The 20,078-nt window shown below is 67.6% G+C and carries 21 protein-coding genes; 3 read left to right on the top strand and 18 right to left on the bottom strand.

Annotated elements, in window-relative coordinates:
* Positions 1 to 45: 45 nt before the first annotated feature.
* The 6 genes from hflX to rlmE all read right to left on the bottom strand — a co-directional run bounded on the left by hflX (position 46) and on the right by rlmE (position 7,606).
* The gene (gene hflX / locus AC3A3X_RS15235) at positions 46 to 1,362 is read right to left on the bottom strand and encodes a ribosome rescue GTPase HflX (RefSeq protein WP_487583869.1); all 1,317 of its coding nucleotides are present in this window, start codon (positions 1,360 to 1,362) and stop codon (positions 46 to 48) included.
* Between the two features lie 160 nt (positions 1,363 to 1,522).
* Positions 1,523 to 1,801, bottom strand: coding sequence for an RNA chaperone Hfq (gene hfq, locus AC3A3X_RS15230; protein ID WP_487583868.1), 279 nt, complete (start codon positions 1,799 to 1,801; stop codon positions 1,523 to 1,525).
* A 148-nt stretch (positions 1,802 to 1,949) separates the two neighbouring features.
* The gene (miaA, locus tag AC3A3X_RS15225) at positions 1,950 to 2,918 is read right to left on the bottom strand and encodes a tRNA (adenosine(37)-N6)-dimethylallyltransferase MiaA (protein ID WP_487583867.1); all 969 of its coding nucleotides are present in this window, start codon (positions 2,916 to 2,918) and stop codon (positions 1,950 to 1,952) included.
* A 732-nt stretch (positions 2,919 to 3,650) separates the two neighbouring features.
* Positions 3,651 to 4,550, bottom strand: a complete 900-nt coding sequence (folP, locus tag AC3A3X_RS15220) for a dihydropteroate synthase (protein ID WP_487583866.1) — start codon at positions 4,548 to 4,550, stop codon at positions 3,651 to 3,653.
* Positions 4,551 to 4,981: 431 nt separating this feature from the next.
* A complete protein-coding gene (ftsH, locus tag AC3A3X_RS15215) occupies positions 4,982 to 6,877 on the bottom strand; it encodes an ATP-dependent zinc metalloprotease FtsH (protein ID WP_487583865.1) in 1,896 nt (631 codons plus the stop codon).
* Between the two features lie 81 nt (positions 6,878 to 6,958).
* Entirely contained in the window at positions 6,959 to 7,606 is a 648-nt protein-coding gene (gene rlmE / locus AC3A3X_RS15210; protein ID WP_487583864.1) for a 23S rRNA (uridine(2552)-2'-O)-methyltransferase RlmE, read from the bottom strand.
* 110 nt (positions 7,607 to 7,716) lie between these two features.
* Here rlmE and yhbY point away from each other — a divergent pair, with 110 nt between their 5' ends.
* Positions 7,717 to 8,022, top strand: a complete 306-nt coding sequence (gene yhbY, locus AC3A3X_RS15205) for a ribosome assembly RNA-binding protein YhbY (RefSeq protein ID WP_200609392.1) — start codon at positions 7,717 to 7,719, stop codon at positions 8,020 to 8,022.
* Positions 8,023 to 8,059: 37 nt separating this feature from the next.
* The gene (locus AC3A3X_RS15200; protein ID WP_487583863.1) at positions 8,060 to 8,440 is read left to right on the top strand and encodes an Mth938-like domain-containing protein; all 381 of its coding nucleotides are present in this window, start codon (positions 8,060 to 8,062) and stop codon (positions 8,438 to 8,440) included.
* A 465-nt stretch (positions 8,441 to 8,905) separates the two neighbouring features.
* On the opposite strand, the gene AC3A3X_RS15195 is transcribed toward AC3A3X_RS15200, so the two are convergent.
* The 4 genes from AC3A3X_RS15195 to surE are packed head-to-tail and all read right to left on the bottom strand — an operon-like array spanning position 8,906 to position 11,889.
* Positions 8,906 to 9,733 carry a peptidoglycan DD-metalloendopeptidase family protein gene (locus AC3A3X_RS15195; protein ID WP_487583862.1) on the bottom strand — a complete coding sequence of 276 codons (828 nt, stop codon included), beginning with the start codon at positions 9,731 to 9,733 and terminating at the stop codon, positions 8,906 to 8,908.
* Entirely contained in the window at positions 9,730 to 10,347 is a 618-nt protein-coding gene (locus AC3A3X_RS15190) for a YqaA family protein (protein WP_487583861.1), read from the bottom strand. Before AC3A3X_RS15190 ends, AC3A3X_RS15195 begins: the two co-directional genes overlap by 4 nt.
* 46 nt (positions 10,348 to 10,393) lie before the next feature.
* Positions 10,394 to 11,071, bottom strand: coding sequence for a protein-L-isoaspartate(D-aspartate) O-methyltransferase (locus AC3A3X_RS15185; protein WP_487583860.1), 678 nt, complete (start codon positions 11,069 to 11,071; stop codon positions 10,394 to 10,396).
* Positions 11,068 to 11,889: a 5'/3'-nucleotidase SurE gene (gene surE / locus AC3A3X_RS15180; protein WP_487583859.1), complete on the bottom strand. Its 822-nt coding sequence runs from the start codon at positions 11,887 to 11,889 to the stop codon at positions 11,068 to 11,070. The genes AC3A3X_RS15185 and surE overlap by 4 nt, the downstream gene beginning before the upstream one ends.
* Positions 11,890 to 12,099: 210 nt before the next feature.
* On the opposite strand from surE, the gene AC3A3X_RS15175 reads away from it, so the two are divergent.
* Entirely contained in the window at positions 12,100 to 12,663 is a 564-nt protein-coding gene (locus AC3A3X_RS15175; RefSeq protein ID WP_487583858.1) for a Smr/MutS family protein, read from the top strand.
* 28 nt (positions 12,664 to 12,691) lie between these two features.
* On the opposite strand, the gene AC3A3X_RS15170 is transcribed toward AC3A3X_RS15175, so the two are convergent.
* The 8 genes from AC3A3X_RS15170 to pyrG form a co-directional block, all read right to left on the bottom strand.
* Positions 12,692 to 12,928, bottom strand: coding sequence for a hypothetical protein (locus AC3A3X_RS15170; RefSeq protein WP_487583857.1), 237 nt, complete (start codon positions 12,926 to 12,928; stop codon positions 12,692 to 12,694).
* A 147-nt stretch (positions 12,929 to 13,075) separates the two neighbouring features.
* A complete protein-coding gene (gene truD, locus AC3A3X_RS15165; protein ID WP_487583856.1) occupies positions 13,076 to 14,134 on the bottom strand; it encodes a tRNA pseudouridine(13) synthase TruD in 1,059 nt (352 codons plus the stop codon).
* Entirely contained in the window at positions 14,131 to 14,610 is a 480-nt protein-coding gene (ispF, locus tag AC3A3X_RS15160) for a 2-C-methyl-D-erythritol 2,4-cyclodiphosphate synthase (protein ID WP_487583855.1), read from the bottom strand. The genes truD and ispF overlap by 4 nt, the downstream gene beginning before the upstream one ends.
* 143 nt (positions 14,611 to 14,753) lie before the next feature.
* The gene (ispD, locus tag AC3A3X_RS15155; protein WP_487583854.1) at positions 14,754 to 15,440 is read right to left on the bottom strand and encodes a 2-C-methyl-D-erythritol 4-phosphate cytidylyltransferase; all 687 of its coding nucleotides are present in this window, start codon (positions 15,438 to 15,440) and stop codon (positions 14,754 to 14,756) included.
* Between the two features lie 153 nt (positions 15,441 to 15,593).
* Positions 15,594 to 15,923, bottom strand: coding sequence for a cell division protein FtsB (ftsB, locus tag AC3A3X_RS15150; RefSeq protein WP_487583853.1), 330 nt, complete (start codon positions 15,921 to 15,923; stop codon positions 15,594 to 15,596).
* Positions 15,924 to 15,940: 17 nt separating this feature from the next.
* Positions 15,941 to 17,230 carry a phosphopyruvate hydratase gene (gene eno / locus AC3A3X_RS15145; protein WP_487583852.1) on the bottom strand — a complete coding sequence of 430 codons (1,290 nt, stop codon included), beginning with the start codon at positions 17,228 to 17,230 and terminating at the stop codon, positions 15,941 to 15,943.
* A gap of 144 nt (positions 17,231 to 17,374) precedes the next feature.
* On the bottom strand, positions 17,375 to 18,208 hold the full coding sequence (gene kdsA / locus AC3A3X_RS15140; protein WP_241918813.1) for a 3-deoxy-8-phosphooctulonate synthase: 834 nt from the start codon (positions 18,206 to 18,208) through the stop codon (positions 17,375 to 17,377).
* Positions 18,209 to 18,383: 175 nt separating this feature from the next.
* Positions 18,384 to 20,048 carry a CTP synthase gene (gene pyrG / locus AC3A3X_RS15135; protein ID WP_487583851.1) on the bottom strand — a complete coding sequence of 555 codons (1,665 nt, stop codon included), beginning with the start codon at positions 20,046 to 20,048 and terminating at the stop codon, positions 18,384 to 18,386.
* Positions 20,049 to 20,078: the final 30 nt, after the last annotated feature.

Here is a 20,078-nt window from a genome sequence, read left to right as displayed (position 1 = left end):
TTCTAGGTGGGGGTGCGACGGGGCTCAAGCAAGGCGACGGCCCGCTCAGGCGGCATCATCGCTCTCTTCGGCCGGCAAAAGGGGCCTGAGGACCTCGCCGTGAGCCTGTACGAACAGACGCTGGGCGTCGGCCAGTGCCAGGTCGACATTGATCACCCAGCCGTGTTCGTCGTGATCCTCGCCGCGGACCGCGCCCAACTCGTGCAGGCGTGCACGCAGGCGCGCCGCCTGCGGCGGCAGGCGCAGCTCACCGCTGACGTGGCGCAGTTCCAGCGCTTCGGCCAGGCCTTCGCGCAACAATTCCAAGCCGCGACCGTCGCGCGCCGACAGCCACACCCGCATGCGCCCTTCGGCCGGGCGATCCAGGCGCGGCTGCACCGGCTCGTCGCCGTTGCCGAGCTTGTCGATCTTGTTGAACACCAGCAGCTGCGGCAGGTCGCCGGCGCCGATGTCCTTGAGCACGGCGTCGACCTGGGCGATGCGCTCGTCGCGCAACGGGTCCGCAGCGTCAACCACATGGATCAGCAGGTCGGCCTCGCGCGCTTCCGACAAGGTCGAGCGGAACGCGGCCACCAGTTCGTGCGGCAGGTCGCGGACGAAGCCGACGGTATCGGCCAGCACCACGTTGCCGCCCGACAACTCGATGCGACGCACGGTCGGATCGAGCGTGGCGAACAACTGGTCGGCGGCGTAGGCCTCCGCTCCGGTCATGGCATTGAACAACGTCGACTTGCCGGCATTGGTATAGCCGACCAGGGCCACGCGCGGCATCTCGCTGCGCATGCGTGCACGGCGCATCTGGGTGCGCTGCACTTCGACCTTTTCCAGGCGCTTCTGCAACTGCTCCATGCGCTTCTGCAGCAGGCGGCGGTCGGTTTCCAGCTGGGTTTCACCCGGACCGCGCAGGCCGATCGAACCACCGCGCTGTCGCTCCAGATGGGTCCAGCCGCGAACCAGCCGGGTCGCCATGTGCTTGAGCTGCGCCAGCTCGACCTGCAGCTTGCCGTCGTGGCTGTGCGCACGCTGGGCGAAGATGTCGAGGATCAAACCGGTGCGGTCGACCACCCGGCGCTTGAGTTCGCGTTCGAGATTGCGCTCCTGGCCGGGCGAGAGCGGATGGTTGATCAGGATCAGGTCGGCGCCGGTGGCTTCGGCCGCGGCCCTGACCTCTTCCAGCTTGCCGCTGCCGATCAGCATCGCCGCGTTCGGCCGGTCGATGCGCGCGGTCAGCACCGCCGCCACCGTGGCACCGGCCGAGCGGGCCAGGTCGGCGAACTCCTCCAGCAGACCCTCGTCCGGCGGACCGCCGGCATGGGGCTGGATCAATAGCGCGTGTTCGCCTTTGCGGGATCTTTCAAACAAGCGGGGTCATGCCTGAGCGGGGGACTGGATCACAAGATGGGCATGACGGGCCCGGCAAACAAGGGCTCCGCGGGGGCAATGAACCAGTCCCCGCCGACATTGGCAGGGATCCAGGCTTGAGGTGGCTGACCGATCGGGGCTGAAGCCCCTCCCACCAGGCTTACTCGGTCTCGTCGGCGGGGCCTTCGCCTTCGCCCTCGGAGGATTGCACATAGCCGCCGCCCGGCCCGACGCGGACATTGCGCGCCGGCACGACGGTGGAGATCGCGTGCTTGTAGACCATCTGGCTCACGGTGTTGCGCAACAGCACCACGAACTGGTCGAACGACTCAATGGTGCCCTGCAGCTTGATGCCGTTGACGAGGTAAACCGAAACCGGCACGCGTTCGCGGCGCAACGCATTCAGGAAAGGATCCTGCAAAGATTGTCCCTTGGACATGGTGTAGTTCCCCAACTCGTTCTAGTTATAAGGGCGGCGTGGCTAAGCCGGCCGCAGTCGCCGGAACCTGTCCCCACAGCGGCGACCGGGTTCGATGGTAGCGCAAACCCCCCGGGCGCACCCGCACCTGCTGCACCCTTTGCCCGAGTCAAACCCCGGTCGCGCCGTCCATGAACATCGCCCTGGCCTGCTCCAGCGCGGGGCGCTGCCGTTGCGGGTCGAACCACTGCGCATCCAGCTCGCCGCGCAGCCAGGTCAGCTGGCGCTTGGCCAGCTGGCGGGTGGCGAAGACGCCCAGCTCGCGCATCCGCGCCGCCGGACTGGCACCGTCCAGGTGCTCCCAGGCCTGGCGGTACCCGACCGCGCGCAGGGCCGGCAGCTCCAGGGGCCGCGGCTGGGCGATCAGTTCCGGCAACGCGCGCAGGGCCCTGACTTCGTCAAGGAAGCCATCGGCCAGCATCTGGTCGAAGCGGCGCTCGATGCGCGCATGCAGCAGCGCGCGGTCGTCCGGTGCCAGCACCAGCTTGAGCACCCTCAGGGGCAGGCGCGGTACCTGCGCGCGGTCGCGCCGCCAGTCGCTGATGCTGCGGCCGGACAATCTGTAGACCTCCAGCGCACGCTGGATCCGCTGGGCATCGGTGGCATGGATGCGGGCCGCGGCAACCGGATCGATCGCGGCCAGATCGGCGTGCAGTGCCGCCCACCCCCGCTCGCCGGCCTCGGCCTCCAGTTGCGCACGCGTGGCCGCGTCGGCCTCCGGCATCGGCGACAGGCCCTGCAGCAGCGCATGGAAATACAGACCGGTGCCACCGGCGAGGATCGGCAACCGCCCCCGGGCGACGATGTCGTCCAGGGCCCGCCGTGCGTCCGCGGCGAACTCGGCGGCCGAGTACGGCTGCCAGGGTTCGCGCAGATCGACCAGGTGGTGCGGCACGCGGGCCAGTTCGTCGGCGCTGGGCTTGGCCGCGCCGATGTCGAGCCGACGATAGACCAGGGCGGAATCGACACTGACGATCTCGCCGCCGTGGCGCTGCGCCCATTCCAGTGCAAGCGCGGTCTTGCCCGAAGCGGTCGGGCCCATCAGGGCAATCGCAATCGGACGCGGATCAGCAGGCATGGCACGGCACGGATGTAGCGGAGGCGTAGCCTCGCACAGGCACCGGCCCGGCGGAACCGTCACCGCTGCAACCGTGTCGCGACGCAGCATCGGTGCGGCCCTCCACAGTTGCTGTGGGCAAGCACTGGGGCAAGGCTGTTGATAACGTGCTCCACGCCTTTGCCCGCAACGCTTCCCGGGTGCTTGTCGATTTTTTCGCCAGCCCTGTCGCGCTGTCCACAAGCCCTGTGGACAAGCCTGCGGACAGCGATGTGTGCAGATGGCGGACAGGCTGCTGCAACGGGGCCTGCGCCAGCTTGGCGAAAAATTGACCGGCGAAATTTGTTGACTTGGCGCACGAATTCGGCATGCGCTCGAGAATGTGCGGGAGCGGCTTCAGCCTCGATACGTCCCGACAAATTCGTCAGCGCGCAAGCCCTTCCCGCAAGGCCACGCACTCTATCCACAAACCCTGTGGACAAGCCTGCGGACAGTTGTGTGGAGACAACGCTGCGCGCCTTGCCGCACAAGCAATGCAAGAGGGGTGGCGAACAATTGACCAGCGAAAAAGGTTGACTTGCAGGGCCGGTTCGGCGTCGGCGGCAGTCGCTCGTGCTTCTATCCACATCGCCTGTGGACAAGCCTGCGGACAGTAGTGTGGAGCGAATGCCGTGGGCCTTGCGGCGCAAGGGACGCAACCGGCATGGCGAAGAATTGACCAGCGAAAAACGTTGACTTGTGCGCGTCGCGCGGCTACTCGTCGTCAGGCCACTTCGGCATCGATGGCGTGGCTTTCGCCCTCGGCAGCTTCTGCGCCGACAGCGCGCTCCACACTTTCAGTGCATCCACGGTCGCGGCGACATCGTGCACGCGCACCAGCTTGGCACCACGCTGCGCGGCGATGAGGTGCGCAGCCACCGAACCGTGCACGCGCTCGCCCGGCTGCGCACGTCCGGTGATCTCGCCGATGGTCTTCTTGCGCGAGAACCCGGCGAGGACCGGCACGCCGAGTTCGGCGAAGCGCTCGAGTTGCGCGAGCAACGCCAGGTTGTGCTGCGTGTCCTTGCCGAATCCGAAACCCGGATCGACGACGATGTTCTTCTTCGGGATGCCGGCCATCTCGGCTGCGAATATGCGCTCGGCGAGGAAGCGATGCACTTGCGCGACGACGTCGTCGTACTGCGGCGACTGCTGCATCGAACGCGGCTCGCCCTGCATGTGCATCAGCACCACCGGTACGCGCAGGCTCGCTGCAGCGTCGAGCGCGCCTTCGCGGCGCAGCGCGTAGACGTCGTTGATCATGCCGGCACCGGCCTGCACGGCCGCGCGCATCACCTCGGGCTTGGAGGTGTCGATGCTGATCGGCAACGTCGTTTCGCGGACCAGTCGCTCGATTACCGGAATCGTGCGACGCAGTTCTTCCTCCAGCGAGACGCCATCGGAACCGGGACGGGTTGATTCGCCGCCGATGTCGAGGAGGTCGGCGCCCTCTTCCGCCAGCCGCAAGCCGTGTGCGACCGCCGCATCCAGCGTGTCGTGTGCGCCGCCATCGGAGAACGAGTCCGGGGTGACGTTGACGATGCCCATCACGCGCGGGCGATCGAGCACCAGCGGACGGCCGTTGCAGTCGAGGGTGAGGGTGGTGTCGAACATGCGCGGGCTTCCTGGGATGTGCGTGCGCAGGGTAGCCCGGTGGCGGTGCTGGCGGAACCTCCGGGGTTTCAAGCAACGTCCATGGGTTCCCGCCTTCGCGGGAATGACGAGCATCAGAGCAACGACGCTGGGTCCCCGCCTTCGCGGGGATGACGGTCTTCCTTAGCCCCTCTCCCGTTTACGGGAGAGGGGTTGGGGTGAGGGCCGCCGAAGACCATGCAACGAAATGCCGAAGCGTCGTCCGCCGGGCCGGGGATTGCGCAGCAGTGGGCCATGGATGGCCCACGCCCGGCCTTCGGACAGGATGTCCGACGAAGGGGCGGAGCAATCCCCGGCCCGGCGGACGGCGCCGTTCCGCAGATGGAAACCGTCAGCAAAGAAAAGGGCCGGGAATCACCCCGGCCCTCTCATTGCATCGTCATCCGATCCGATCAGGTCTGCGCCGCAGGCCCGCCGATCGCACCCGGACGCTCGCCGTCGTCCTTCGAGGTCTTGCCCGACTTCGACCAGTCCGCCGGCGGGCCCGGCACGCGGCCGGCCATGATGTCGTCGATCTGGTGCGCATCGATGGTCTCGTACAGCAGCAACGCATCGGCCATCGCGTGCAGCTTGTCGAGGTTGCCCTTGAGGATTTCCGTGGTGCGACCGTAGGCCCTGTCGAGAATGTCGCGCACGACCTCGTCGATCTTGCGCGCAGTCTCGTTGGAGACATTCTTGTGCTGCGTCACCGACCGGCCCAGGAACACCTCGTCCTCTTCCTCGCCGAAGGTGATCGGACCCAGTTCGGACAGGCCCCACTTGGTGACCATGTTGCGCGCCATCTTGGTCGCACGCTCGATGTCGTTGGAAGCGCCGGTGGTGACCTTGTCGACACCGAAGATCAGCTCCTCGGCGACGCGACCGCCGTACAGCGAGCACAGCTGCGACTCGATGGCGGTGCGGTTGTAGCTGTACTTGTCGCCCTCGGGCAGGTACATGGTCACGCCCAGCGCGCGACCGCGCGGGATGATCGTGACCTTGTAGACCGGATCGTGCTCGGGAACCATGCGACCGACGATGGCGTGGCCGGCCTCGTGGTAGGCGGTCAGCTTCTTCTCGTCCTCGCTCATCGCCATCGAGCGGCGCTCGGCGCCCATCAGGATCTTGTCGCGCGCCTTGTCGAAGTGCTCCATGCGCACGTCCTTGGCGTTCTCGCGCGCCGCGAACAGGGCCGCCTCGTTGCAGAGGTTGGCCAGGTCGGCGCCGGAGAAACCCGGGGTGCCGCGGGCGATGGTCATCGGCTCGACGTCGTCGTGCAGCGGCAGCTTGCGCATGTGCACGCGCAGGATCTGCTCGCGGCCCTTCACGTCCGGCAGGCCGACCACGACCTGGCGGTCGAAACGGCCCGGGCGCAGCAGCGCCGGGTCGAGCACGTCGGGACGGTTGGTCGCGGCGATCACGATCACGCCCTCGCCACCCTCGAAGCCGTCCATCTCGACCAGCAACTGGTTCAGGGTCTGCTCGCGCTCGTCATGACCGCCGCCAAGACCGGCGCCGCGATGGCGGCCGACCGCGTCGATCTCGTCGATGAAAATGATGCAGGGCGCATGCTTCTTGGCCTGCTCGAACATGTCGCGCACGCGGCTGGCGCCGACGCCGACGAACATCTCGACGAAGTCGGAACCGGAAATGCTGAAGAACGGCACCTTCGCTTCGCCGGCGATGGCGCGGGCGAGCAGGGTCTTGCCGGTGCCCGGCGGGCCGACCATCAGCACGCCACGCGGAATCTTGCCGCCGAGCTTCTGGAACTTGGACGGGTCACGCAGGAACTCGACGAGTTCGCCGACTTCTTCCTTGGCTTCATCGCAGCCGGCGACGTCGGCCAGGGTCACCTTGACCTGGTCCTCGCCCTGCAGCTTGGCGCGCGAACGGCCGAAGCTCATCGCGCCCTTGCTGCCGCCCTGCTGCATCTGCCGCATGAAATACACCCAGATGCCGATGAACAGCAGCCAGGGCAGGACGTTGATGATGATGTACAGCAGCGACGGCCCGCTCTGCGGCGGCGCCTGGTCGATGGCGACCTTGTGCGAGATCAGGTCGTTGATGAGGTATTCGTCGCCGGGGCTGTAGGTGACGAACTTGCTGCCGTCCTTGCGCTCACCGTTGATGGTCGTCCGATCGTCGCCGATCTTGACCTCCTTCACCCGGTCCTGCTGCACCTGCTGGACGAACTGGTCGTAGGCCAGGGTTTCGGCCCCTGCCGCGCGCGGTCCGAACGCCTGGAACACCACCATCAATACGACGGCGACGATTACCCAGAGCAGCAGATTCTTGGCCAAGTCGTTCATCAATTCCTACCTGTCGCCCTCATGGCGTGGTTACAGCGGGGGCGGCGCCGGAGCGCCTGTACATCTCGGGGTTGTCGCACCTTACTTCATAACCGCGCGCTTGCCCTGTGCCAGCGCGTACACCTCGGGCGAGCGCTTGCGCGACGCCTCCGGCTTGCGGATCACGACCTTGTCGTAGCGTCGCCGCAGCTCCTTGACGTACTCGTCGAAGCCCACTCCCTGGAACAGCTTGATCAGGAAGTTGCCGCCGGTACGCAGGTGCTGGTCGGCGAAGTCCATCGCCAGTTCGGACAGGTACATTGCCCGCGGCATGTCGACCGCATCCACACCGCTCTTATTGGGGGCCATATCCGACAGGACAAGGTCCACGCGCTGGCCGTCCAGCGAGGCCACCAGCCGCGCCAGGACCTCATCCTCCCTGAAATCGCCATGAAGGAACTCGACCCCGGCCAGCGAGGGCATCTCGAGGATGTCCAGGGCGATCACCCGGCCCGGCCGGGCCGGATCGAGGCGGTCGAGCTCGCCGCGCAGCCACTGCGACCACCCGCCCGGAGCAGCGCCGAGGTCGACCACGACCATTCCGGGCTTCAGCAGCCGGTCACGCTCGACCAGCTCTTCGAGCTTGTAAGCGGCGCGCGAACGCAGCCCTTCCGCCTTGGCCTTCTTCACGAAGGGGTCGGAAAAGTGTTCCTTGAGCCAGCGCTGGCTGGATTTGCTGCGAGTCGCCATCGGGCGTGGGGGGCTGCCGTGTAAGAAGCGGGGGCGTGAGTGGGCCGTGGGGCCCGTGGGGGGCGGTCATGATACCCTGCGCAACCCACCCCCAAGCTCCCCGTGCCCCAATGCAGACCGTCCTGACCGCCGCCCAGACCCGTTTCCTGCGCGGCCAGGCCCATGATCTGAAGGCCATGCTGCAGGTTGGCGGCAAGGGCGTGACCGAGTCGCTGATCGCCGAGGTCGCCCTGGCCCTGGAGCATCACGAGCTGATCAAGATCAAGGTCGCCGCCGAGGATCGCGACGCCCGCGACGCCATGATCGACGACATCGCCCTGCGCACCGAGGCGGCCCTGGTGCAGCGCATCGGCCATACCGCGATCCTGTACAAGCCCAGCCAGGACCGTCGCCAGATCGTGCTGCCGCGGGCCTGACACACGGCCGCCGAGCCTCTGAGTCGACGAGCAGCCGATGCAGCTCAACCTCGAACACCCCGACCAGTCGTTCTACCTGCGTGCCGCCGACGGCACCTCGGCGCTGGTCAACGATCGGCGCCTGTACGCCAGTTTCGTTCTCTCTCCCGACCAGCTGATCGAAGACTGGCCGGTGCGTGAGGCCAAGGCGATCACGCCACAGGACCTGGAACCGGTGCTGGCGCTGGATCCGGAAGTGATCCTGTTCGGCAGCGGCGCGACCCAGGTATTCCCGACCGCCGCGGTTCTGGCCGCCTGCCTCGGCCGCGGCGTCGGCCTGGAAACCATGACCAATGCCGCCGCTGCGCGCACGTTCAACGTGCTGGCCGGCGAAGGCCGGCGCGTGGTCGCGGCATTCGTGTTCGAACGGACGCCCTGAGGGTCAACCGCCGCAGGTGTAAACCATGTCTTGGCACACCTGTAAACCATGTGTCCAGTCTTTACACGAACGCGGATCCAGTCCGCAGCGCACCCACCCATCACGTCGTCCCGGCGAACGCCGGGACCCAGGCCCGCAACGCACCCACCCCATCACCGTCATCCCGGCGAACGCCGGATCCATTTGCTGTTGCTCCTGGCCCAAGTGAGATCAACGTCCATGGATCCCCGCCTTCGCGGGGATGACGCTTTTGCGCTTGTCGTCGCTCGAAGTCACTGGGTTCCCGCCTTCGCGGGAATGACGGTGAAGGGGGATTTGGCATTGCGCAGAAGCAAGCCGCCGCTTTAGTGGCGGAAGCTGTAGATGTTGCCCCGTACGATCAGGAGCAACGGCAAAGTCAAAATGGGTCCCGGCGTTCGCCGGGACGACGGTGGGAGCGGATGCGCGACCTTCGCCGGGACGACGTTACTTCTTCGGCAGATACAGCAGCGGGTCGACCGGCTTGCCGTTGTAGCGCACCTCGAAGTGAAGCATCTCGCGCGGCGCACCACTGCGGCCCATCTCCGCGATCTGCTGACCAGCCTTCACCAGCTGACCCTCGTTGACCAGACGATTGCGGTTGTGGCCATAGGCCGACAGCCACTGCTCGTTGTGCTTGATGATGATCAGCTCGCCGTAACCGACCAGGCCCGAACCCGAGTACACCACCACGCCGTCGGCAGCCGCACGCACCGGCGCACCGCTGCTGCCGGCGATGTCGATGCCCTGCTTGGTCGGCTCGCCGGCGACGTAGCGTCCGATCAGCTGGCCATCGGCCGGCCAGCGCCAGTTGAAGCCACTGGCAACCGGCGCCGCCGGTGGCGCGCTGGGCGGCGGTGCGGTGGCAGTCGGCGGACGCGGCGTGGTCGCAGGCGGCTTGGTTGCAGGCACCGGCCGGGTCGCGACAGTGCCGCCTGCCGTGCCGGTCGCGCTGCCGGAGCCGGCCTGCGGCGGATACAGGCGCAAGCGCTGGCCCGGGTAGATCGTGTAAGGCGCCGGAATGCCGTTCCATGCCGCCAGGTCGACCGCGCGGATGCCATTGCTGGAGGCCACGCGGTACATGGTGTCGCCGCGTTGCACCACCACGGTCTTGCCGTATTTGGGAACCGACGGCTTGACCGTGGTCGCGCCGCTGCCGGGTGTGCGGATCACCTTCGTGCTGGCGCATCCGGCCAGCGCGGCCACGACCAGCGCCGCCACCAGGAGCTGGCGCGATGCGGCGGACATTCGTGCTCGTGTCGTGCGTGCGCTCATCCTGCGAACTGTGCCTTCCAGACCAGCCATGCCAGTGCCGCCAGCAGCAGGACCGAGGCAGCCCAGCCGATCGGCTCGATGTAACGGCGCAGCGCCGCTTCCGCGCGCTCGCCGCCCAGGCGGATTGCCAGCGCAATCAGATACACGCGCTTGCCGCGGCCAACGAACATGCTGGCCATGAACGGCAAGACCGGTATACCGACGATGCCCGACGCCCAGGTGAATATCTTCAACGGAATCGGCGTGAACCCGGCCAGAACCAGCAGCCAGAACGCCTTCCACGGCGAGTTCGCGGCGATCTCGCGCAACTGCGTGACCTGCGCGTCGATGCGGTCGATCCAGCCCAGCGACGTCAGCAGCGGTTTGACCAGTTCGTAGGCGAAGTGTCCCAGCGCGTAGCCCAGCAGTGCGCCGACCATCGAGCCGGCCAGGCTCAGCGTGGCGAACCAGAACGCACGTCGCCGCTGGGCCAGGCACATCGGCGCCAGCATCACTTCCGGCGGCACCGGGAACACCACCGCCTCGGCAAAACTCAGGCCGGTCAGCAGGGCGGGCGCGTGGCGATGGCGCGCCCAGGCGATGGTGCGCTCGTACAGCGGTCCAAATATCTTCAACGCCAGTCCTTCCAGAATGTCACTGCGGTGTCGGTCCCTGCGGTGTTCAATCGATCATCCCTGACAGCAGCGGCACGAATACGACCGGAGCCAGCGTGTGTTGGGTGACGACGCCTTCGGCGTCCTTGTGCAACTTCAACAGCGATTGCGACGACGCGCCGCCGACCGGCGCGATCAGCGTGCCACCCGGGGCCAGCTGCGCCGTCAAGGATTCGACCAGTGCCGGCGCAGCCGCTGTGACGATGATCGAATCGAACGGGCCGTTCTCGGGCCAGCCGATGCGACCGTCGTCGTGCTTGCTGCGGATGTTCATGCCGAGCTGGCGGAAACGCTTGCGCGCGGTGCGCAGCAGCTCGCCGATGCGCTCCACCGTGTGTACTTCCAGGCCCAGCGCGGCCAGCACGGCCGCCTGGTAGCCCGAGCCGGTGCCGATCTCCAGCACTTTCTTCGGCTCGGCCTCGAGCACAGCCTCGGTCATCTTCGCCACCACCCACGGCTGCGAGATGGTCTGGCCGTGGCCGATCGGCAGTGCCGTGTCCTCGTAGGCACGCGTGGCCAGCGCCTCGTCGACGAACAGATGGCGCGGCACGGTGCGGATCGCGTTGAGCACGCGTTCGTCGCGGATGCCGTTCTCGCGCAGGCGCTCGACCAGGCGGTCGCGGACCCGCTGCGAGGTCATGCCCGAACCGATCGCCTCGGGCTGCAGGCGCATGCGCAACGTCATGCGCTGTGCTCCCGGTTCCTGGGGAACGTGTCTGGGCGAACGGTGCCACGGTCGAGCGACACCGCCAGACCATCGACCCAGCTGGCGACCTGGTCCAGCGCCTGGTAGCGGGTCAGGTCGACATGGATCGGCGTGATCGAGATGTTGCCGGTGCGCAGCGCATGGAAGTCGGTGCCGGGGCCGGCATCCTGTTCCTGGCCGGCAGCCCCGATCCACCACCACTCGCGACCGCGCGGATCGCGCTGCGGGATGCACGCCTCGGCGCGATGGCGGTTGCCCAGGCGGGTGACTTCGAAGCCACGGACCTCGTCCCAGGGCAGGTCGGGAACGTTGACGTTGAGGATGGTGTCGGCCGGCAGCGGATCCACGCGCAGGCGCGCGATGATCTCCACTGCCGCGCGCGCGGCGGTTTCGTAATGGCGACCGGTGTGGTCGACCGTCTGCAGTGACATCGCCACTGCCGGCAGGCCGAGGAAGCGCCCTTCCATGGCCGCGGCGACCGTGCCGGAATAGATCACGTCGTCGCCAAGGTTGGCGGTGTTGTTGATGCCCGACACGACGAGGTCCGGCTCGACCTCGAGCATGCCGGTGATGGCCACATGCACGCAGTCGGTGGGCGTGCCGTAGACGCGCCACGTCGTCTCGTCGAGCCGCTGGACGCGCACGGGCGCATCCAGGGTGAGCGAATTGCTGGCGCCGGAGCGGTCCCGATCAGGGGCGACCACCAGCACCTCATGGCCGGCGGCGCGCAGGCCTTCGGCGAGGACGCGGATACCGGGGGCGTCGACGCCGTCGTCGTTGCTGACCAGAACTCGCATGAACTCCCTTGATCGAACCTTGGAACGTGGGCTTGTGACGGGTTCGGGCGCTTGCTGCATGCGCTTGCCGGACCCTTCGGCACCCATGATAGCCGATGGGGATTGCAGACCCTCGCCCCCGGCCGCCCAGCGTAGGAGCGAGCTTGCTCGCGACCGGCCGGGCCATCGCGAGCAAGCTCGCTCCTACGTGGGTTGTCCTAGACTGTCGCCATGGCTGACGACCCCGCAGACGACGACGCCGAGCTGTTCCGCGCCGCGATCGGTCCGGTCAGGCGGCTGCGCGACACCGCGCCGCCACCGGCGACGCCCAAACCGCGGCCACGGGCCCGCATGGCCGAGCGCGATGAAGCCCAGGCTCGCGAGCAGTTCCGCCATGCCCTGGACGAAAGCCTGCTCGATGCCGGCGACGCCCTGTCCTATCGCCGCGACGAAGTCTCGCCGCGGCTGCTGCTCAAGCTCAAGCGCGGCGAGATCTCGGTACAGGAGGAGCTCGACCTGCATGGCGCGGACACGCGCGAGGCCGAACTGCTGCTGCGCGCATTCCTGCACGACGCTCGCCTGCACGGCGTGGGCTGCGTGCGCGTGGTCCACGGCAAGGGGTTGCACGGCGCCGCCACGATCGCAAGCAGCGGCATGCCGGTGCTGAAGAACCTGGTCGACCGCATGCTGCGCCAGCGCGCGGACGTCCTGGCATTCCACTCCGCGCCGCCCGCGCAGGGAGGCACCGGAGCGGTGCTGGTGCTGCTGGCGCCCCGTCGCCTGCGCTCGTCCTGAGCCCGGCAGCCGGGACGCTGCAGTGGTTTTACTGTCCGCTTTCCTGCGTGACCTGCTCGGCCGTCTTGCGCGGCATGTTCACCCAGACCACATCGAGACCACGGCGGCGGGCAACGCGCTCGACATAGGCGATGTAGGCCTCGTCGTCGTCCATGATCGACGGTGCTTTCTGCTCGGGCACATAGGTGCTCTTGCTTTCCATGCCGGCGCAGGCAGCCAGGCCACAGACCGATACCAACACGACCATGCGTAGCGATGCGTTCATGACGACATCTCCATGACGTGAGGCGCCGTACCCGACGAGTACGACGGCACAGGACTTCACGCCCTGTACGATTTCGGCTTATACGCCGGCGCAACAGCCACACCAGTGCCAGCAGATGCTTTCCGACGAACGGTCGGAAAAGCCCGTTCAGCCGCTGCGGCCGAGTGCTCGCACGTCGCCCAGTTCGGCCAGCACCACGGTGGCATAGGTGCCCGGTGGCAGCTTGAAAGCCAACTGCAGTGCATCGCCGTCGAGCCACTGCCACGACAGGTCGTCCGGTTTCAGGCGCAGCGCCCTGCGCTCCTGCTTGAGACCTTCGGCCTCGAGCCCGGCGCGCAACGCCAGCGCATCGTCGCCAGACAACGCCCGCTGTTCCAGTTCGGCAGCCGCGTCCTGGCTGCGCAGCTCACCACGCCCCCACAACGGTCCGCTGGGATGGATATCGAACGCGGCCAGACGCTGTGCAAGTTCGTCGCTGAAGGCCTCAGGGCCGAACACGCTGCGGCTGCCATCGAGCATCCATACCTCGCCGTCCAGCGCCCGGTCCCAGCTGCCTGCTTCGACCCGCGCCGCCAGGACGCGATTGAACAGCTCCGAGCGCGCCGCCGACAGCAACAGCGTGCGTTGTTCGCGGCGCACGCGTCGGCCGCCGAACATCGCCATGGCATTGGCGACGTTGTCGCCATCGCGACCGAAGCGCTGCTCGCCGAAGTAGTTGGGCACACCACGCGCGGCAATCGCCTGCAGGCGCGATTCGATCGCCTCGCGCTCGCCGGCCACTTCGCGCAGGACCAGCACGAAGCGGTTGCCGGCCAGCGCGCCGCGCGGCAGCTTGCGCGCATGCCAGGTGTGCTCGAGCACGCGCAGGTGCTCGTTGTCGTCGCCGGTTTCCAGGGTCGCCAGGTCCGGCGCCACGCGCTTGGGCAGATGGACGCTGAAACGCTGCCGGGTCACGGCGCTGCGGTCCTTGAGGCCGGCATAGCCGATCGCGACCTCGCCCACGCCCGCCCATTCGGCGATGCGGCGGGCGGCGAAGGCGGTGTTCATGCCGCGCTTTTCGATGGTCAGCAGCAGGTGCTCGCCGCTGCCGCTGGGCTCGAAGCCCGGGAGCTCCTCGACCAGGAAGTCCTCGAGCGTGGTGCGCATGTTGGCGCTGAGCACGGACGGGCCGTGCGCACGCGGCAGCGTCGGCTCCTGCGCGCTCACGCGCGCACCAGCAGGCAGACCGCCATCGCCGCGATGCCTTCGCCGCGGCCGGTGAAGCCGAGCTTCTCGGTGGTCGTTGCCTTGATGCTGACCGCGTCCTCCGCCAGGCCAAGATCGCCTGCCAGCAGCTGCCGCATCGCCGATGCATGCGGACCGACCTTGGGGCGTTCGCAGATCACGGTGATGTCGGCATTGCCCAGTTGCCAGCCGCGCTCGCCGATGAGGGCCTGGCAATGCCGCAGGAAGGCGCGACTGTCGGCGCCTTTCCACTGCGGATCGCTCGGCGGGAAGTGCTGACCGATGTCGCCCAGCGCCAGTGCACCGAGCATCGCGTCGCACAGCGCGTGGATGACCACGTCGCCGTCGGAGTGGGCGACGATGCCGCGCTCGTGCGGCACACGCACGCCGCCGAGCATGACGTGGTCGCCGTCGCCGAAAGCGTGGACGTCGAAACCCTGGCCGATGCGGATGTTCATGGATGCTGTTCTGCCGTTAAGCCCCTCTCCCGCTTGCGGGGTGAGGGGACACTGCTTGCGAGCCATTGGCTCGCGTGGCCCCGAACGCCCGAGCGCTATGCGCTCGGGCCGGGGTGCGGGTTGGGGTGAGGGCAACCGCGCCCTCAACCTCGATGGGAAATCAGATACCGCGCCAACGCCAGGTCCGCCGGCGTGGTCACCTTGAGGTTGTCCTCGCGTCCTTCGACCAGCGCCGGATGGGCGCCGAGGCGCTCCATTGCCATCGCTTCGTCGGTGACGACGATGCCGGCCACCCTCGCCTGCTCCAGCGCATGTGTCAGCGCGCCGCGCCGGAACGCCTGCGGCGTGAACGCACGCCACAAGCGCTCTCGCGGCTCGGTCGCGGCGATCTGGACAGCGCCGTCGGCGCGCTTGAGCGTGTCGCGAACCGGCGCTGCCAGGATCGCACCGTCGGCACGGGAACCGGCGATGGCGATCAGATGATCGAGGTCGTCGCGGCACAGGTTTGGCCGCGCGGCATCGTGCACCAGCACCAGCGAATCGTCGTCCACGTCGGACGGAAGCGCGCGCAACGCCGCCAGCACCGAATCGGCGCGCTCGCCACCGCCGACACAGCGCAGTACCGGCTTGCCGTGCATTTCGCTCCAGCCGGGCCACAGGACGTCGTCCTGCGACAGCGCAACCATCGCACCGGCAATCTGCGAATGGCCAAGCAACGCGTCGAGCGCATGCGCGATCAGCGGCCGGCCTTCGATCTCGAGGTACTGCTTGGGCACCTCGCCGCCAAAGCGCGAGCCACGGCCTGCTGCGGGAATCACGGCCCAGATCACTTCGTCACGGTCCTCATCGACACTCCCACCCGATCGTCGTCCCGGCGAACGCCGGGACCCAGGCCTTCAACCTTGCCGCCCACGACAGCCTGAGGCTCCTCCACTGGTTCCCGGCGTTCGCCGGGATGACGGTGACGGTGACGGTGGGGTGCGTCACTCGTTCTTCGGCTCGGCGCCTTCTTCCGGCGCCGGCGCCGCGCCTTCCGGCTCGACCACGCGGTAGAAGGTTTCGCCCGGCTTGATCATGCCCAGCTCGCTGCGTGCGCGCTCCTCGACCGCCGCCTCGCCGGACTTGAGGTCCTCGACTTCGGCGGCGAGGGCGTCGTTGCGCTGCTGCATGCCCTGGTTCTCGTGTGCCTGCTGCTGCACCTGCTGCTGCAGGCGGGCGACCGAACGGCTGCCGCCCTCGCCCACCCACAGCCGGTACTGGAAAAACACCAGCAATCCGGCCAATGCCACCAGCAGCAGTCGCAACCAGCGCATGCGCCCGGTCTCCGGACTCAGCGCTTGAGCGAGATGAAGGCGTCGCGGCCGGCGTACTTCGCCGCGGCACCCAGTTGCTCTTCGATGCGCAGCAGCTGGTTGTACTTGGCGACGCGGTCGCTGCGGCACAGCGAGCCGGTCTTGATCTGGGTCGCGGTGGTGGCCACCGAGATGTCGGCGATGGTGGTGTCCTCGGTTTCGCCCGAGCGGTGCGAGACGATCGAGGCGTAGCGGTTGGCGTCGGCCATCGCGATCGCTTCGAGGGTCTCGGTCAGCGTGCCGATCTGGTTGACCTTGATCAGGATGGCGTTGGCCACGCCCTTGTCGATGCCTTCCTGGAAAATCTTCGGGTTGGTCACGAACAGGTCGTCGCCGACCAGTTGCACCTTGTTGCCGATGCGCTCGGTCAGCAGCTTCCAGCCGGCCCAGTCGTTTTCGGCCATGCCGTCTTCGATGGTGATAATCGGGTACTGCGCGGCCCAGTTGGCGAGGAAGTCGACGAACTGCTCGCTGGTCAGGCGCTTGCCTTCGCCGGTGAGGTTGTACTTGCCGTTCTCGAAGAACTCGCTGGAGGCGACGTCGAGGCCGAGCAGGATGTCTTCGCCGGCCTTGTAGCCGGCCTTGCCGATCGCTTCGAGGATGGTTTCCAGCGCTTCCTCATTGCTGCGAAGATCCGGAGCGAAACCGCCCTCGTCGCCCACCGCCGTGCTCAGGCCGCGGCCCTTGAGCACCGACTTGAGCGCATGGAACACCTCGGTGCCGGCGCGCAGCGCTTCGGCGAAGTTGTCCACGCCCACCGGCAGGATCATGAACTCCTGCAGGTCGACGTTGTTGTCGGCATGCGCGCCGCCGTTGATGATGTTCATCATCGGCACCGGCAGCACGGCCTCGCGGCCACCGGCCAGGTACTTCCACAGCGGCAGCTTCTTCGAGGCGGCCATGGCATGGGCGTTGGCCAGCGACACGCCGAGCAGCGCGTTGGCGCCCAGGCGGCCCTTGTTCTCGGTGCCGTCGAGGTCGATCAGGCGGCGGTCGAGGCCAGCCTGGTCGGCGCCGTCGAAACCGGCCAGCGCGGTGGCAATGGCGCCGTTGACGTTCTCGACCGCCTTGCGCACGCCCTTGCCCAGGTAGCGGGTCTTGTCGCCGTCGCGCAGCTCGACCGCTTCCTTGGTGCCAGTGGAGGCGCCGGACGGCACCATCGCGCGACCGAAGCTGCCGTCGGCCAGGGTGACCTCGGCTTCGAGCGTGGGATTGCCGCGGCTGTCGAGGATCTCGCGGGCGTGGACTTTGGCGATGGTCGTGGTCATGTCGTCGAAGGTGTGGTCAATGGGAATGGGGGGCCGGAATGGCGCCAGCCGGGGACGATAGCCGAGTTGGGGCGGCGCCGCGCGGTCGCGGCGCCAGGCCGGGGTCGCAGGGGACGTCACAGGGGACGGCTGCGCCCGGCATGATCAGGCGTCGGATTCCAGGAAACCGTTGCGCTTGGTGATCTCGTCGAGCTGCTTGAGCGTCTCCAGCAGCGCGCGCATCTTCGGCAGCGGCCAGGCGTTGGGGCCGTCGGACAGGGCCTCGTCCGGCACCGGATGGGTCTCCATGAAGATGCCGGCAATGCCGACCGCCATCGCCGCGCGCGCCAGCACCGGCACGAACTCGCGCTGGCCGCCGCTCTTGCCGTCGGCGCCGCCGGGCAGCTGCACCGAATGGGTCGCGTCGAACACCACCGGGCAGCCGGTGTCGCGCATCACGCTCAGCGAGCGCATGTCCGAGACCAGGTTGTTGTAGCCGAAGCTGGCGCCGCGCTCGCAGGCCATGATCAGCTCGTTGCCGGTGGCCTTGGCCTTGTTGGTGACGTGCTTCATCTCCCACGGCGAGAGGAACTGGCCCTTCTTGATGTTCACCGGCAGGCCGGTGCGGGCGACGTTCTGGATGAAGTCGGTCTGGCGGCACAGGAACGCCGGGGTCTGCAGCACGTCGACGACGCTGGCGACCTCGTTCATCGGCGTGTACTCGTGCACGTCGGTCAGCACGGGCACGCCGATCTGCTTCTTCACTTCGGCCAGCACCTTCAGGCCCTCTTCCAGGCCGGGGCCGCGGAAGCTGGTGCCGGAGGTGCGGTTGGCCTTGTCGAAGCTCGACTTGAAGATGAAGTTGATGCCCAGCTCGGAGGTGATTTCCTTGAGCTTGCCGGCAACGTCGAGCTGCAGTTGCATCGACTCGATCACGCACGGGCCGGCGATCAGGAAGAAAGGCTGGTCGAGACCGGCTTCGAATCCGCAAAGCTTCATGCATCACTCCTGGTTGCCGTCATCCCGGCGGAAGCCGGGACCCATTTTGCGGTTGCCTTGGAATCACTACGGCGAAGGCACTGGGTTCCCGCCTTCGCGGGAATGACGAACGGAGACAACGTCAAGGTGGGTCCCGGCTTTCGCCGGGACGACGGGTTGGGTGCGGCCGCAGCCGTCACGCGGTGGCTTCCTTCAGCAGCCTGCCGCCGGCCTGCGCCTTGTGCTCGCGCGCAGCGCGCACGAACCCGATGAACAACGGATGCCCGTCGCGCGGTGTCGACAGGAACTCCGGGTGCGCCTGGCAGGCCAGGAACCACGGGTGCTTGTCGCGCGGCAGCTCGATCATCTCCACCAGCAGGTCGTCCATCGACTTGGCCGAGATCACCAGGCCGGCGTCCTCGAGCTGGGTGCGGTAGCGGTTGTTGAACTCGTAGCGGTGGCGATGACGCTCGGCGACCACGTCCTTGCCGTAGACCTCGCGCGCCAGCGTCGCCGGCTTCAGGCGCTGCTCCTGCAGGCCCAGGCGCATGGTGCCGCCCAGGTCGCTGTCCTCGCTGCGGCGCTCGATCTCGCCGGTGGCGGTGCGCCACTCGGTGATCAGGCCGATCACCGGATGCGGGCTGGCCTTGTCGTTCTCGGTGCTGTTGGCGCCGTCCAGGCCGCCCAGGTGGCGGGCGACGTCGACCACCGCCGCCTGCATGCCGTAGCAGATGCCGAAGTACGGCACGCCGGCCTCGCGCGCGAACTTGGCGGTGAGCACCTTGCCTTCGAAGCCGCGGTCGCCGAAGCCGCCCGGCACGAGGATGCCGTCGACGTCCTTGAGCGAGGCGACGCCCTGCTCCTCGATCTCGCTCGATTCCAGCCACTTCAGCTTGACCTTGGTGCGCTGGCGCAGGCCGCCGTGCTTGAGCGCCTCGGCCAGCGACTTGTACGCATCCTGGTGATCGATGTACTTGCCGACCACGGCGATGCGGACCTCGTCGACCGGATGCTCGCTGGCATCGACGACTTCGTCCCATTCGCTCAGGTCGGCCGGGCCGGCCTTGATGCGCAGGCGGTCGAGCACGATCGCGTCCAGGCCTTCCTCGTGGAAGCGGCGCGGCATCTTGTAGATGTTGTCCAGGTCGACGGCCGAAATGACGGCGCGCTCGGGGACGTTGGTGAACAGCGCGATCTTGCGGCGCTCGCTGTCGGGCAGCGGCTGCTCGCTGCGGCACAGCAGCACGTCGGGCTGGATGCCGATCGAACGCAGTTCCTTGACCGAATGCTGGGTCGGCTTGGTCTTGAGCTCGCCGGCGGCGGCGATGTACGGCACCAGGGTCAGGTGCATGAACAACGCGCCTTCCGAGCCGCGCTCGCTTCGGATCTGGCGGATGGCTTCAAGGAACGGCAGCGACTCGATGTCGCCGACCGTGCCGCCGACCTCGACCAGGGCCACGTCGAAGCCCTCGGTGGCCTCGATGATGCAGCGCTTGATCTCGTCGGTGATGTGCGGGATCACCTGCACGGTGCCGCCCAGGTAGTCGCCGCGGCGCTCCTTGCGGATCACGTTGTCGTAGATGCGACCGGTGGTGATCGAGTTCTTGCGGCTGAGCCGGTTGCGCAGGTAGCGCTCGTAGTGGCCCAGGTCCAGGTCGGTCTCGGCGCCGTCGTCGGTGACGTACACCTCACCGTGCTGGAACGGGCTCATCGTGCCCGGATCGACGTTGATGTAGGGGTCTAGCTTCATCATCGTCACGCGCAGGCCGCGTGCTTCGAGGATGGCCGCCAGCGAGGCTGCCGCAATGCCCTTGCCAAGCGAGGACACCACGCCGCCGGTGACGAAAATCAGGGGAGTCATGGTTTTGCTACCGCTGGAAAGCCATAGTCT

Source organism: Lysobacter sp. Soil_N_23 (assembly GCF_057656135.1).
This window is presented reverse-complemented; position numbering and strand designations above follow the sequence as displayed.